Here is a 12,999-nt window from a genome sequence, read left to right as displayed (position 1 = left end):
CAGCTTTGGCGACACTTGGCGAACTGTCAAACCGCAACGGACCGACGCACCACCCAATGGTGACGCCGCTTGCACGGATGTGAACGGGTTGACGCGCGCCCCTTGCCGGGCATCGGGATTGGGAGTCTAATCCGCCGCGAACGGGCCCCGGCGCCCAGCCCTTCCCCGATGACGACCATGTACGGCCTTCCCCGCCGCAGGATCGCGGCCCTCCTCTGTCTCCTCGCCCTGGCCGCCGGTTGCCGCGAAGCGGTGTCACCGCCTCTCGACCAGCAGCTCTATATCTGGCAGCGCCAATGGCTGCCCGCCCATGCCGACGCCCTGGCCCGCAGCCGCCACGACTTCTCCACCCTGCGCGTGCTCGCCCTGCAGGCGCACCCGGGCGCCGGGTGGTCCCGCGTGAAGGTGGACAGCGCCCTGCTGCGCCGCGATGGCCGCCCGTTGGTGGCGGTGGTGCGCCTCGACGGCCAGCTGCCGCAGCTGGACGCGCAACGGGCACGCGAGGAGATCACCGCGCTGCTCGCCGAGTGGAAGGCCGCCGGCCTGGCCCCGCAAGCGCTGGAGATCGACCACGACTGCGCCAGCGCGCGCCTGCCCGGCTACACCCGCTTCCTCGCCGAGCTGCGCCAGGCCCTGCCGGCCGGCATGCACCTGGGCATCACCGCCCTGCCCGCCTGGCTTTCCAGCCCCGACCTCGACGCGCTGCTGGCCCAGGTGGACGGCAGCGCGCTGCAGGTCCATGGCGTCAGTGCGCCCGAGCAGGGGTTGTTCGACGCCGACAAGGCCCTGGACTGGGCCCGCCGCTGGAGCGAACGCAGCGACCGCCCCTTCCTCCTCGCCCTGCCCGCCTACGGCGCCGGCCTGATCGCCGGCACCGGCGGCGCCCAGGTGGAAAGCGAGGCGCCGCTGGGCCTGGCCGGCGAGCGCCGCGAGCTCAGCGCCGACCCGCGCCAGGTCGCCGGGCTGCTGGACACGCTGCGCCGGGATCGCCCCGAACACCTGGCCGGGCTCATCTGGTTCCGCCTGCCGCTGGCCGGCGACAGGCGCGCCTGGCCCTACGCCACCTTGCGCGCGGTCGCCCTGGGCGAGCCCCTGGCCGCCGAGCTCCGGGTCACCGTCGGGCAGCCGGCCAACCCGGGCTCCCTGCACGAATTCAGCCTCACCAACGCGGGCAATATCCCCGCGCCGCTGCCGGGCCGGGTGGAGATCACCGCCCGCGACTGCCAGGCCTTCGACGCCCTGCCCGGCTACCGCATGCAACGCAGCAACACGGGCCTGGTGCTGGAACGCCAGGCCCGCGCCGACCTCGCCGCCGGCCAACGCCGCGCCCTGGGCTGGGCCCGCTGCTCCGAACTCGATCAAGGAGGAATCCATGTACGCCCCTGAACGGCGGCCCGCCCGCCTGGCCCTGGCCATCGCCCTCGCCCTGCCGCTCGGCAGCGCCCTGGCCTGCGGCCCCGACTTCTCGATGCGCCTGCTGGACGACCGGGCCAACAGCCTGGCCGAGCTGCCCGAGGGCAACTTCGCCTTCGAGATCACCCGCCTGGCCCCGCCCATTCCCGGACTCAAGCCGGTCACCGAGGCCAGCCTGGTGCCACGCTGGGAAGAGGACAACAGCAGCTACCTGCAGCAGCGCGACGAGCGCGAGCAGAGCGAACTGGGCGAGGCGGCCTGGAAGCGCGTGCAGGCCCTGCGCGCCCTCGACGATGCCCAGCAGGCCGAGGCCCAGGGCATGGACCTGCCCGCCGAGATCCGCCTCTACACCGCCGGCGCCGTGGCCTTTCGCAGCGACGCCCCGCTGGCCGTCGACTACTTCCGCCGCGTCCTCGCACTGCCCGAAGCCGAGCGTCGTACCCGCAGCACCTGGGCCGCGTACTCCATGGGCCGCACCCTGGCCGCCAGCAGCCGCGCCCTGCCCGCCAGCGACGAGGTGCTCAGCGACGAGGACGTCACCCAGCGCCTGCACGCCAACGCCGAAGCCGCGAAGGAAGCCTTCCGCCTCACCCGCAAGCTGGCCGTCGAGGGCTTCGCCGACCCGCTGGAACTGGCCGCCGCCAGCCTGGGCGAGGAAGCCCTGCTGGCCAGGGACGCCGGCGACTGGGGCGAGGCGATCCGCCTCTACGCCAGCCAGGCCGCCCTGCACTCCAACACCGGCTACAGCTCCCTGCGCCAGTTGAGCGGGGAGCTTTCGCGCATGCCCGATGAGCAACTGGTGCCGCTGCTGGCGGTGCCCGAGGTCCAGCAACTGCTGACGGCGCGCCTGGTCACCCGGATCGGCTGGTTCTACGACGACCAGCCCAGCGGCGAGCAGCACCTGGCCGAACTGCTGATGGCCCTCGACGCCGCCGAGCTGCCCAACGCCGACCGCCTCGCCGCACTCTCCTATCGCTTCGGCCGCTACGACAACGCCGAGCGCTTCCTGGCGAAGGCCGGCGACAGCGGCCTCGCCTGGTGGCTGAGGGCCAAGCTGGCCATGCGCGCCGGCGACACCCCGCGCGCCACCGAAGCCTATGCCCGCGCCGCCAGGGCCTTCCCCGAGGACGAGCAATGGGGTGCCCGGCGCACCGAGAACTGGGAATGGGAAACCGTCAAGCCGCGCTGCCGGGTGGAGGGCGAGAGCGCCATCCTCGCGTTGCAGCGCGGTGACTACCTGGAGGCTTTCGACAACCTCTACCGCAGCGGCGATATCTACTGGATGGACGCCGCCGCCGTGGCCGAGCGCGTGCTCACCCTCGATGAGCTCAAGGACTACGTGGACGCCAAGGTGGACGCGCCGCCGGCACAGACCCAGGAAGACCGCGACGCCTACCGCCCACGCCCGGTGGCCGCCTCCCTGCGCGAGCTGCTGGGCCGTCGCCTGCTGCGCGAAGGCCGCTACGACGAAGCCCCGGCCTACTTCGAGAGCGACGAACTGCGCGCCGCTGCCCGTGAATACGGCCAGGCCCGCGAGCAGGCGCAGAGCCGCTGGACCGGCATCGGCCGCGCAGAGGCCTACTACGCCGCCGCGCGCCTGGCCCGCTGGCAGGGCATGGAGCTGCTGGGCTACGAGGTGTCACCGGACTTCCATGCGCTGGGCGGCTACTTCGCCCTTACCCAGGTCGGCCCGCTGAAGGCGGAGGGCCTGTTGTCAGAGGGCGAGGTGCAGCGACAGAACGCCCATATGGCGCAACCCAACGCGCGCTACCACTACCGCTGGGTCGCCGCCGACCTCACCGAACGCGCCGCCGACGACCTGCCCCACACCAGCCAGGCCTTCGCCGCCGTGCTGTGCAAGGGCAGCGGCTGGATCCAGTACACCGACCTCGGCCGTGCCCAGGCCATCTACCGGCGCTACGTCGAGCACGGCCCCTTCGTGGAATGGGCCGGCAACTTCGGCATGAACTGCGAGGAGCCGGACTTCCAGAGCGCCCACGGCCGCCTGTGGGAAGAACGTGAACAGGCCGTGCGCGACGGGTTCTACTCCATCAGGTACGGCCTCGTCGCCGGCGCCGCGCTGTTGCTGGGTGCCGCCGGAGCCTGGCTGTGGCGCCGCCGTTCCCGATGAGCGGCAGCCCCGAGCCTTGTCTATAGTTGTGTGAATTGAGCAGGAGCCACGCCATGAGTGACACAGACAACGAGCGCCGACGCTTCCACCGCATCGCGTTCGATGCCGCCACAGAGATCGCCCAGGACGAGCGTCGCTGGAACGTCGAGCTGCAGGACATTTCCCTGAAGGGCCTGCTGGTGGAACGCCCGAGCAACTGGAACGGCGATCCGGACCAGCCGTTCCTCGCCACCGTCCGCCTCAGCGGCGACACCCAGGTGCGCATGGAAGTCGTGCTGACCCGCGTCCAGAAGGACCAGCTGGGCTTCGTCTGCCAGCACATCGACCTGGATTCCATCGCCCACCTGCGCCGCCTGGTGGAACTCAACCTGGGCGACGAAGGCCTGCTGGAGCGCGACCTCGCCGCCCTGGTGGAGAAGTAGCCGCTACTCGAACAACGCGTCCAGCGCCTGCTCCAGGCGTGTCACCGCGACCACCCGCAACCCGGGCGGCGCCTCCTTCGGGGCGTTGCCCTTGGGCACGATGGCCCGCTTGAAGCCGTGCTTGCCCGCCTCCTTCAAACGCTCCTGGCCGCTGGGCACCGGGCGCACCTCGCCCGACAGCCCCACTTCGCCGAACACCAGCAGGTCATGCTCCAGCGGCCGGTTGCGCAGGCTCGACATGATCGCCGCGATCAGCGCCAGGTCGGAGGCCGTCTCCAGCACCTTGACCCCGCCCACCACGTTGAGGAACACGTCCTGGTCGTGGGTGGGAATGCCGCCATGGCGGTGCAGCACCGCCAGCAGCATCGCCAGGCGGTTCTGGTCCAGGCCCAGGGTCACGCGGCGCGGGTTGGCCAGGTGGCTGGTGTCCACCAGGGCCTGCACCTCCACCAGCATCGGCCGCGAGCCTTCCCAGGTGGCCATGACCACGCTGCCGGGCACCGCTTCCTGGGCGCGGGTGAGGAAGATCGCCGAGGGGTTGGAAACCTCCTTGAGGCCCTTGTCGGTCATGCCGAACACGCCCAGTTCGTTGACCGCGCCGAAGCGGTTCTTCACCGCCCGCAGCAGGCGCAGGCGGCCGTCGGACTCACCCTCGAAATACAGCACCGTGTCGACCATGTGCTCCAGCACGCGCGGCCCCGCCAGGGCGCCCTCCTTGGTCACGTGGCCGACCAGGAAGATCGCCGTGCCGCTCTGCTTGGCGTAGCGCACCAGCAGCGCCGCGCTCTCGCGCACCTGGGCCACGCCGCCGGGGGCGGACTGCAGCTGCTCGGTGAAGATGGTCTGGATGGAGTCGATCACCATCACCTTGGGCTTCTCGACCCGAGCGGTGGCGATGATGCTTTCGATGCAGGTCTCGGTCATCACCTTGAGCTTGTCCTCGGGCAGCCCGAGGCGACGGGCGCGCATGGCGACCTGCTGCTGGGATTCCTCACCGGTGACGTAGAGCGCGGGGAAGCGCGAGGCGATGTTGCACAGGGTCTGCAGGAGGATGGTGGACTTGCCGATGCCCGGATCGCCGCCGATCAGCACCACCGAGCCGTCGACCAGGCCGCCACCGAGCACGCGATCCAGCTCGGCGGAGGCGGTGGAGAAACGTGGCATCTCCTCGACGCTGACCTCGGCCAGGGTCTTGATCTGCGCCTGCCCGCCGGCCCAGCCGGCGCGCCCGCTGGGCGGTGCGGCGCCGTCGATCACGGTTTCCACCAGGGTGTTCCAGGCCCCGCAGTCACCGCATTGGCCGGCCCATTTGGGGAAGGTCGAGCCGCACTCGGTGCAGCCGTACATGCGCTTGGCCTTGGCCATCAGCGGACTCCGTCAGAAAAAACGAAGCCCGCATGATAGCGGATCAACCCCCGCAGGCGCGCCCGCAGCCGCAGCAGCCTTCCTTGCGCTCCGGCGCCTTGAGCGCCTGCAGGTTCTGCAGCAGGCCGTCACGGCGCATGCGCAGGGCCTGGAGGCTGGAGCCGTCCAGCGGCTCGCTGCCCTGCTCGATGCGACCGATGCGCTTCTCCAGAAGCTCGTACTGCTCGCGCAGGCGGGCGATGCGCTCCTCGGCGCGGCGCGCCTCGTAAAGGGCCTTGCGGTCACGCTCGGGGGCGGTGCTGGGAAGGGTGTCGTAGACGGTCATGGCGACGGCTCCGGAAGGGGAAATGGGCGCCAGACTACCCAGCGCCGACCTCCCCCGCGTTGACGCCGATCAAGCCGCCTCGCCGGCTACCGGGAACGAATCCCTAGTGGTTCTTGAGCAACTGGGCGATCTCGTCCTTCAGCGCCACCCGCTGCATCTTCAGGCTGTGCAGGGCGAGGTCGTCGAGGGCGTGCTTGCCGTCCTCCACTTCATAGATGCGTGCATCGAGGCGCTGGTATTCCTGCGCCAGGCGGGAAAAATGCACGTTGTGTTGCAGCATCTCCTGCATCGTGTCGCGATATTCGGGGAACTCGCGATTGAGGGGGTGATGTTCGAGCGGCATGGTCGGGCTCCTCTCTCCGGAAACTTCCTTGAGGCTAGACCAAGCGGGGCCGTTGTTGGTGCCGGGCGGCCCGATGGCGTGTTCAGTGAACACTCGTGGCTGTGCGCCGACCACGGGAAGTTCTAGGATTGTGCGCCTGACCGAGGAGAACCCCGATGCTGGAGCTGCGCCCTAGCTGCGAAGCCTGTTCCCGTCCCCTGCCCCCTTCGAGCACCGATGCACGCATCTGCTCGTTCGAGTGCACCTTCTGCGCCGCCTGCGCACAGCGCCTGGAGAACGTCTGCCCCAACTGCGGCGGCGGCTTCTACCCGCGCCCGGTGCGCCCGAAGGTCCTGCTGGCCCGCTACCCGGCCACCGGCGTGAAGGTGGAAAAGCCCGTCGACACGAGCGTCCACGGTGACTTCTGCCGCCTCTACCGCCATGTGGAACCGCAACATCGCTGAGATGGCGCGGTCAGAACACTCGGTTACACTTTCAGCCCATAACCAGAACCCGGGGAGCGGTACATGAGCCTTCTGAACGAATTCAAAGCCTTCGCAGTGAAGGGCAATGTGGTCGACATGGCGGTGGGCATCATCGTCGGCGCGGCCTTCGGCAAGATCGTCTCGTCCTTCGTCGGTGACGTGATCATGCCGCCGATCGGCCTGCTGATCGGCGGTGTCGACTTCACCGACCTGGCCATCACCCTCAAGGCCGCCCAGGGCGACGTGCCGGCAGTGGTGCTGAGCTACGGCAAGTTCATCCAGACGGTGCTGGACTTCATCATCGTCGCCTTCGCCATCTTCATGGGCGTGAAGGCCATCAACAAACTCAAGCGCGAAGAGGCCGTGGCCCCTTCCGTCCCGCCGGCACCGACGCCGGAGGAAGTGCTGCTGACCGAGATCCGCGACCTGCTCAAGTCGCAGCAGCAGGACAAGCAGCAGCCCTGAACGGACTGCTGCCATGAAGAACGGCGCCCTGGGGCGCCGTTTTCGTTTTCAGGCTCAGCCCGTCTCCTCGACCGGCCTCAGCAGCAGGCGGTTGACCCGGCGCTCGCGCACCTCGGTCACCCGCAGCTCCCAGCCTTCGACCTCGAGGCGGTCGCCGACCATCGGCAGGCGGTCCAGCAGGCTCATGGCCAGGCCCGCCAGGGTCTGGTAGTCGTCCGTGGGGCGCGCGCGGAAGCCCAGGCGCTCGCGCAGCACCGCCAGGTTCACCGCACCGCTGACCTTGTAGCCCTCGCCACTGGGCTCGATGTCCAGGCCCTCGCTCTCGCTGGCGTCGGGCAACTGGCCGGCGATGGACTCCAGGATATCGGTCATGGTCACCAGGCCTTCGAAGCCGCCGAACTCGTTGACCACGAAGGCGATGTGGGTCGAGGCCTCGCGCATCTGCTCCAGGGCGCCGAGCACCGAGACGCTTTCCGGCAGGTTGACCGGTGTGCGCAGCAGCGATTCCAGGTCCGGCTCCTCGCCGCGCAGCAGCTCCTTGAACAACTCCTTCTTGTGCAGGTAGCCCAGGGGCTCGTCCACCGCACCGCCACGGATCACCACCAGGCGCGAGTGCGGCGCCTGCAGCAGGGCCTGGTGGACCTGCTCACGGGAGTCGTCCAGGTCGATGCGGTTGACCCGCGCGCGGTCGGTCATCACGGTGCGGATCGAACGCTCGGCCAGGTGCAGCACGCCACTGATCATCACCCGCTCGCGGCGGTCGAACACCGCGGTATCGCCTTCGCCGTCCTTGAGCATGTCGGCGATGTCGTCGCCCACCTCGCCGGCATCCACGCCGCGCCCGCCGAGCAGGCGCAGCACCGCGTGGGCGGTGCGCTCACGCAGGCCACGGCTGCCCTGCAGCTGGCGCTTGCGGCGCCAGCGCACCGTCTGGTTGGCCAGCTCGATGAGGATCGAGAAGCCGATGGCCGCGTACAGGTAGCCCTTGGGAATGTGGAAGCCCAGGCCTTCGGCGGTGAGGCTGAAGCCGATCATCATCAAGAAGCCCAGGCACAGCATGATCACCGTGGGGTGGGCGTTGACGAAGGCGGTCAGCGGCTTGCTGGCGACGATCATCAGGCCGATGGAGATCACCACGGCGATCATCATCACTTCCAGGTGCTCGACCATGCCGACGGCGGTGATCACCGCGTCGAGGGAGAACACCGCGTCCAGCACCACGATCTGCGCCACCACCGGCCAGAACATCGCATAGGTGCGGCTGCCGCCCTGGTGGTGGACCCGCCCCTCGATGCGCTCGTGCAGCTCCATGGTGGCCTTGAACAACAGGAACACACCGCCGAACAGCATGATCAGGTCACGGCCGGAGAAGGCCTGGCCGAACACCTCGAACAGCGGCTCGGTCAGGGTCACCAGCCAGGAGATGCTGGCCAGCAGGCCCAGGCGCATGATCAGCGCCAGCGACAGGCCGATCAGGCGTGCGCGGTCACGCTGCTCGGGGGGCAGCTTGTCGGCGAGGATGGCGATGAACACCAGGTTGTCGATGCCGAGGACGATCTCCAGCACGATCAGCGTCAACAGTCCCAGCCAGGCGGTGGGGTCGGCTATCCATTCCATGTTCAGGCACTCCCGGGCGAAAGACGGGCAGGCGCGAAGGCTGCATCGGCGCCATGGGAGCGCTGCAGGCGGGTCGGCATGCGGGAAGATCGCGCGGCGGGGTGCCACGCTCGGATCGGGCGCTCGGCGGCGCCGGGGAAGGAAGGGGCCACGCCCACGCTGCCGGGGGGTGGTTTGCTACTGTCGCTGTCCATTGGGTTCCGGATCAAAAAAACGGACGTGCATCCTAGGACATGAATGCACGCCGTTTAACTCGGGAATTTTTACCAATCGTGTACGAAGTCGCTTAGCGCCGGCGGAACAAGGGCCTCGGCTCGATCACCGAACGCCCATAGAGCACGCTGACCCCGGCCAGCCCCTTGAGCGCATCGACGACGGACTTGTCCGCGCGCACGGCGAAGGCATCGAAGCCGCACTGGCGCATGTGCGCGAGCTGGTCGCGCAGCACATCGCCCACCGCGCGCAGCTCGCCGTGCCAGCCGAGCCGGCTGCGCAGCAGGTAGGCCTGGCTGTAGCCACGGCCGTCGCGGAAGCTGGGGAAATCCACGGCGACGAGCGGCACCTCGGCACCCAGCAATGGCCCCAGCGTCTCCACCTCGTCATCCGGTTGCAGCAGCAGGCCGTCGCGGCCTTCTCGCTCGCGCCACAGGGCCAGCGGCAGGATCAACGGGCCGTCCGGCAGGCCTTCGCCCACCTCGCGCACCAGGGTCCAGGGGTCGTCCGGCACCAGGTGCGGCTCTCCATCTCGCAGGCGGATGAGGTTGTTCATGCCGGCACCTCCGCGCGCGCGTAGACCCGCTCCTTGAACGGCTCAAGGCCGATGCGCCCGACCGTATCGACGAAGCGCTCCTCCAGCTCGCGGTAATCGAGGTAGGTGGCGACGATGCGCTCGATCACCTCCGGCACCTCGGCGGCGCTGAAGGACGGGCCGATCACCTTGCCCAGCGCCGCCGCCATGCCCTGGGCGCCGCCGAGGGTGATCTGGTACCACTCGCTGCCACCCTTGTCGACGCCGAGGATGCCGATGTTGCCGATGTGGTGATGGCCGCAGGCGTTCATGCAGCCGGAGATGTTCAGGCTCAGCTCGCCCAGGTCGTGGAGGTAGTCCAGGTCCTCGAAACGCTGCTGGATGGCCTGGGCGATGGGGATCGACTTGGCGTTGGCCAGTGCGCAGTAGTCGCCACCGGGGCAGGCGATGATATCGGTCAGCAGGCCGATGTTCGGCGTGGCCAGGCCGGTGTCGCGGGCGGCGTTCCAGAGCGCGTACAGGTCACGCTTGCGCACGTCGGGCAGCACCAGGTTCTGTTCGTGGGCAATGCGGATCTCGCCGAAGCCGAAGCGCTCGGCCCAGTCGGCCACCGCCTCCATCTGCGCGGCGGTGACGTCGCCCGGCGGCGCGTCGACCCCGGGCTTGGTGGACAGCACCACGGCGACGTACCCCGGCACCTTGTGCGGCTGCAGGTTGCGCGAGCACCAGCGGGCGAACTCGGCATCGGCGGCCAGCTGGCTGCCGAAGGCCAGGTCGATGTCGTCGAGCGTCTCGTAGCTAGGCGCGTCGAAGGCGGCGGCCACGCGCTGGTACTCCGCGAGGGTCAGCTGGGCCGGGCCGTCGCGCAGGTGTTCCCACTCGGCCTCCACCTCGCGGGCGAAGGCCTCGATGCCCAGCGCCTTGACCAGGATCTTGATCCGCGCCTTGTACTTGTTGTCGCGCCGGCCGTGGCGGTTGTACACCCGCAGGATGGCCTCCACGTACGACAGCAGGTGCTGCCACGGCAGGCCCTCGCGGATCTGCAGGCCGAGGATGGGCGTGCGCCCGAGGCCACCGCCCACCAGCACCCGCAGGCACATCTCGCCCGCCTCGTCGCGGTACAGGTAGAGGCCGATGTCGTGCATCTGGACGGCCGCGCGGTCCTCGCCGGACGCGGAGATGGCGATCTTGAACTTGCGCGGCAGGAACAGGAATTCGGGGTTGATGGTGGACCACTGGCGCAGGATTTCGGCCAGCGGGCGCGGGTCCAGCAGCTCGTCGGCGGCCACCCCGGCGAAGGCCTCGGTGGTGATGTTGCGCACGCAGTTGCCGGAGGTCTGGATGGCGTGCATCTCCACCTCGGCCAGGCGTTCGAGGATGTCCGGCACCTCGGCCAGCTCGATCCAGTTGAACTGGATGTTCTGCCGCGTGGTGAAGTGGCCGTAGCAGCGGTCGTGGTCGCGGGCGATGCCGGCCAGGGTGCGCAGCTGCCGCGACGACAGGGTGCCGTAGGGGATGGCCACGCGCAGCATGTAGGCGTGCTTCTGCATGTACAGGCCGTTCTGCAGGCGCAGCGGCAGGAACTCCTCCTCGCTCAGCTCGTCGCTGATGCGCCGCGCCACCTGGTCGCGGAACTGCGCCACGCGCTCGCGTACCAGCGCGTGGTCATAGTCATCGTATCGATACATGCAAGGCTCCTCGGTCTGGCGCCGCCCCTGCACCGGGAGCGGAACAACGTGGTGCCACTATGGGCGGCCATGCCCCTCATAAACAGCCGCAGATGTGAACTCGAAAAACGGATCAGATTGCGCGCCCGCCCGACTTCGCCGCTGTTTCACTGGCATGCCCGCGCCCGGGATCTGATCTCTAAAAACCTCAGTGATCTGAGCCTGTTTTGTTCGGACCCGGCTTCCTAGAGTGGCGACCTGGCCAGCCCCGGCGCTGGCGCCTTCCTCCGCAATCGAAAAGGTTCCGCCATGAACACCGCACTACAGGAGCCCACCTACAACTACCGGGTGGTTCGTCAGTTCGCGATCATGACCCTGGTCTGGGGCGTGGTCGGCATGGGTCTGGGCGTGTTCATCGCCGCCCAGCTGGTCTGGCCGCAGCTCAACCTCGACCTGCCCTGGACCAGCTTCGGCCGCCTGCGCCCCCTGCACACCAACCTGGTGATCTTCGCCTTCGGCGGCAGCGCGCTGTTCGCCACCAGCTACTACACGGTGCAACGCACCTGCCAGGCGCGGCTGTTCGGCGACGGCCTGGCCGCCTTCACCTTCTGGGGCTGGCAGGTCCTCGTGGTGATGCTGCTGGTCACCCTGCCCCAGGGCCTGACCACCACCAAGGAATACGCCGAGGTGGAGTTCACCGGCGCCGTGTGGATGGGCATCGTCTGGGTCGCCTACGCGGTGGTGTTCTTCGGCACCGTGATGAAGCGCCGCACCCGGCACATCTACGTCGGCAACTGGTTCTTCGGCTCCTTCATCCTGGTCACGGCCATGCTCCACGTGGTCAACCACATGGCCATCCCGGTCAGCTGGTTCAAGTCCTATCCGCTCTACAGCGGCGCCACCGATGCCATGGTGCAGTGGTGGTACGGGCACAACGCCGTGGGCTTCTTCCTCACCACCGGCTTCCTCGGGATGATGTACTACTTCATCCCCAAGCAGGCCGGGCGCCCGGTCTACTCCTACCGCCTGTCCATCGTCCACTTCTGGGCGCTGATCACCCTGTACATCTGGGCCGGCCCGCACCACCTGCACTACACCGCGCTGCCGGACTGGGCGCAGAGCCTGGGCATGGCGATGTCGATCATCCTCCTGGCGCCCAGCTGGGGCGGCATGATCAACGGCATGATGACCCTCTCCGGCGCCTGGCATAAGTTGCGCGACGACCCGATCCTGCGCTTCCTCGTCGTCTCGCTGGCCTTCTACGGCATGTCCACCTTCGAAGGCCCGATGATGGCGATCAAGACGGTCAACGCCCTCTCCCACTACACCGACTGGACCATCGGCCACGTGCACGCCGGCGCCCTCGGCTGGGTGGCGATGATCACCTTCGGCTCGCTCTACCACCTGATCCCGAAGATCTTCGGCCGCGAGCGGATGTACAGCACCCGGCTGATCAACGCGCACTTCTGGCTGGCCACCATCGGCACCGTGCTCTACATCGCCTCGATGTGGGTCAACGGCATCACCCAGGGCCTGATGTGGCGCGCGGTCAACGACGACGGCACCCTCACCTACTCCTTCGTCGAGGCCCTGGAAGCCAGCCACCCGGGATTCCTGGTGCGCTTCATCGGCGGCGCCTTCTTCCTCACCGGCATGCTGCTGATGGCCTGGAACAGCTGGGTCACCATCCGCGCGCCGCGCAGCGAAACCGCCGCCATCGCGGCCCGCACCTGAGGAGGCGGCCATGGACCTGGATGGCTTCTACGGGCTGCTGTCCCTCGGCGCCCTGGTGTTCTTCTACGTCGCCACCCAGCTCAGCCTGGGCGGCAAGGACCAGCGGCAGATCGACGAAGCCACCATGCTGCCCTTCGCCGACGACGAACCCGTGGCCCGGCGCATGGAGCGCGCCACCGGGCGCAGCAGCACCGGTTGCAGCTGCCCCGGGCGCTGCGACGGCGCTTGTGCGAGTCGTGGGGATGTGGAGATGTGAAGCCCGCGCCTTGCAAAAGCGCCGAAAGAGACAAAGGCTCGCTGGGCCA

13 protein-coding genes are annotated in these 12,999 nt (G+C 68.8%); 7 read left to right on the top strand and 6 right to left on the bottom strand.

What is annotated here, in order from left to right; translation table 11 throughout:
• Window positions 1–177 precede the first annotated feature (177 nt).
• From HSX14_RS05655 to HSX14_RS05645, 3 genes are read left to right on the top strand one after another with little or no spacing between them, the layout of a single operon-like run.
• On the top strand, window positions 178–1,386 hold the full coding sequence (locus tag HSX14_RS05655) for a DUF3142 domain-containing protein (RefSeq protein ID WP_173173450.1): 1,209 nt from the start codon (window positions 178–180) through the stop codon (window positions 1,384–1,386).
• Complete coding sequence (locus HSX14_RS05650) at window positions 1,373–3,544, top strand: tetratricopeptide repeat protein (RefSeq protein WP_173173452.1); 2,172 nt, start codon at window positions 1,373–1,375, stop codon at window positions 3,542–3,544. Before HSX14_RS05655 ends, HSX14_RS05650 begins: the two co-directional genes overlap by 14 nt.
• A 53-nt stretch (window positions 3,545–3,597) precedes the next feature.
• Window positions 3,598–3,966 (top strand): PilZ domain-containing protein, encoded by a 369-nt coding sequence (locus HSX14_RS05645; RefSeq protein WP_173173454.1) that lies wholly within the window; start codon window positions 3,598–3,600, stop codon window positions 3,964–3,966.
• Between the two features lie 3 nt (window positions 3,967–3,969).
• On the opposite strand, the gene radA is transcribed toward HSX14_RS05645, so the two are convergent.
• The 3 genes from radA to HSX14_RS05630 form a co-directional block, all read right to left on the bottom strand.
• Complete coding sequence (gene radA / locus HSX14_RS05640) at window positions 3,970–5,331, bottom strand: DNA repair protein RadA (RefSeq protein WP_173173456.1); 1,362 nt, start codon at window positions 5,329–5,331, stop codon at window positions 3,970–3,972.
• A gap of 43 nt (window positions 5,332–5,374) precedes the next feature.
• Entirely contained in the window at window positions 5,375–5,656 is a 282-nt protein-coding gene (locus tag HSX14_RS05635; RefSeq protein WP_111259694.1) for a DUF465 domain-containing protein, read from the bottom strand.
• A 103-nt stretch (window positions 5,657–5,759) separates the two neighbouring features.
• On the bottom strand, window positions 5,760–5,999 hold the full coding sequence (locus tag HSX14_RS05630) for an HP1242/YdcH family protein (RefSeq protein WP_111259693.1): 240 nt from the start codon (window positions 5,997–5,999) through the stop codon (window positions 5,760–5,762).
• A 155-nt stretch (window positions 6,000–6,154) separates the two neighbouring features.
• On the opposite strand from HSX14_RS05630, the gene HSX14_RS05625 reads away from it, so the two are divergent.
• Window positions 6,155–6,442 (top strand): DUF1272 domain-containing protein, encoded by a 288-nt coding sequence (locus tag HSX14_RS05625; protein WP_173173458.1) that lies wholly within the window; start codon window positions 6,155–6,157, stop codon window positions 6,440–6,442.
• A 63-nt stretch (window positions 6,443–6,505) separates the two neighbouring features.
• Entirely contained in the window at window positions 6,506–6,928 is a 423-nt protein-coding gene (gene mscL, locus HSX14_RS05620; protein WP_173173459.1) for a large-conductance mechanosensitive channel protein MscL, read from the top strand.
• A 54-nt stretch (window positions 6,929–6,982) separates the two neighbouring features.
• On the opposite strand, the gene HSX14_RS05615 is transcribed toward mscL, so the two are convergent.
• From HSX14_RS05615 to HSX14_RS05605, 3 genes are all read right to left on the bottom strand, one after another.
• Window positions 6,983–8,545, bottom strand: a complete 1,563-nt coding sequence (locus HSX14_RS05615) for a TerC family protein (RefSeq protein ID WP_173173461.1) — start codon at window positions 8,543–8,545, stop codon at window positions 6,983–6,985.
• Between the two features lie 286 nt (window positions 8,546–8,831).
• A complete protein-coding gene (locus HSX14_RS05610) occupies window positions 8,832–9,314 on the bottom strand; it encodes a DUF934 domain-containing protein (protein ID WP_173173463.1) in 483 nt (160 codons plus the stop codon).
• Window positions 9,311–10,981, bottom strand: a complete 1,671-nt coding sequence (locus HSX14_RS05605; protein WP_173173465.1) for a nitrite/sulfite reductase — start codon at window positions 10,979–10,981, stop codon at window positions 9,311–9,313. The genes HSX14_RS05610 and HSX14_RS05605 overlap by 4 nt, the downstream gene beginning before the upstream one ends.
• 288 nt (window positions 10,982–11,269) lie before the next feature.
• Here HSX14_RS05605 and ccoN point away from each other — a divergent pair, with 288 nt between their 5' ends.
• Window positions 11,270–12,694: a cytochrome-c oxidase, cbb3-type subunit I gene (ccoN, locus tag HSX14_RS05600; protein ID WP_173173467.1), complete on the top strand. Its 1,425-nt coding sequence runs from the start codon at window positions 11,270–11,272 to the stop codon at window positions 12,692–12,694.
• 10 nt (window positions 12,695–12,704) lie between these two features.
• A complete protein-coding gene (locus tag HSX14_RS05595; RefSeq protein WP_173173469.1) occupies window positions 12,705–12,950 on the top strand; it encodes a cbb3-type cytochrome c oxidase subunit 3 in 246 nt (81 codons plus the stop codon).
• The last annotated feature ends 49 nt before the right edge of the window (window positions 12,951–12,999 follow it).

This window comes from Pseudomonas tohonis, assembly GCF_012767755.2.
In the GTDB taxonomy this organism is placed as follows: domain Bacteria; phylum Pseudomonadota; class Gammaproteobacteria; order Pseudomonadales; family Pseudomonadaceae; genus Metapseudomonas; species Metapseudomonas tohonis.
This window is presented reverse-complemented; position numbering and strand designations above follow the sequence as displayed.

Coding starts and splice junctions, on each gene's coding strand:
- HSX14_RS05625 (WP_173173458.1), top strand. CDS start 6,155: ATGCTGGAGCTGCGCCCTAGCTGCGAAGCCTGTTCCCGTCCCCTGCCC.
- HSX14_RS05635 (WP_111259694.1), bottom strand. CDS start 5,656: ATGACCGTCTACGACACCCTTCCCAGCACCGCCCCCGAGCGTGACCGC.
- HSX14_RS05615 (WP_173173461.1), bottom strand. CDS start 8,545: ATGGAATGGATAGCCGACCCCACCGCCTGGCTGGGACTGTTGACGCTG.
- ccoN (WP_173173467.1), top strand. CDS start 11,270: ATGAACACCGCACTACAGGAGCCCACCTACAACTACCGGGTGGTTCGT.
- HSX14_RS05595 (WP_173173469.1), top strand. CDS start 12,705: ATGGACCTGGATGGCTTCTACGGGCTGCTGTCCCTCGGCGCCCTGGTG.
- HSX14_RS05655 (WP_173173450.1), top strand. CDS start 178: ATGTACGGCCTTCCCCGCCGCAGGATCGCGGCCCTCCTCTGTCTCCTC.
- mscL (WP_173173459.1), top strand. CDS start 6,506: ATGAGCCTTCTGAACGAATTCAAAGCCTTCGCAGTGAAGGGCAATGTG.
- HSX14_RS05605 (WP_173173465.1), bottom strand. CDS start 10,981: ATGTATCGATACGATGACTATGACCACGCGCTGGTACGCGAGCGCGTG.
- HSX14_RS05650 (WP_173173452.1), top strand. CDS start 1,373: ATGTACGCCCCTGAACGGCGGCCCGCCCGCCTGGCCCTGGCCATCGCC.
- radA (WP_173173456.1), bottom strand. CDS start 5,331: ATGGCCAAGGCCAAGCGCATGTACGGCTGCACCGAGTGCGGCTCGACC.
- HSX14_RS05645 (WP_173173454.1), top strand. CDS start 3,598: ATGAGTGACACAGACAACGAGCGCCGACGCTTCCACCGCATCGCGTTC.
- HSX14_RS05610 (WP_173173463.1), bottom strand. CDS start 9,314: ATGAACAACCTCATCCGCCTGCGAGATGGAGAGCCGCACCTGGTGCCG.
- HSX14_RS05630 (WP_111259693.1), bottom strand. CDS start 5,999: ATGCCGCTCGAACATCACCCCCTCAATCGCGAGTTCCCCGAATATCGC.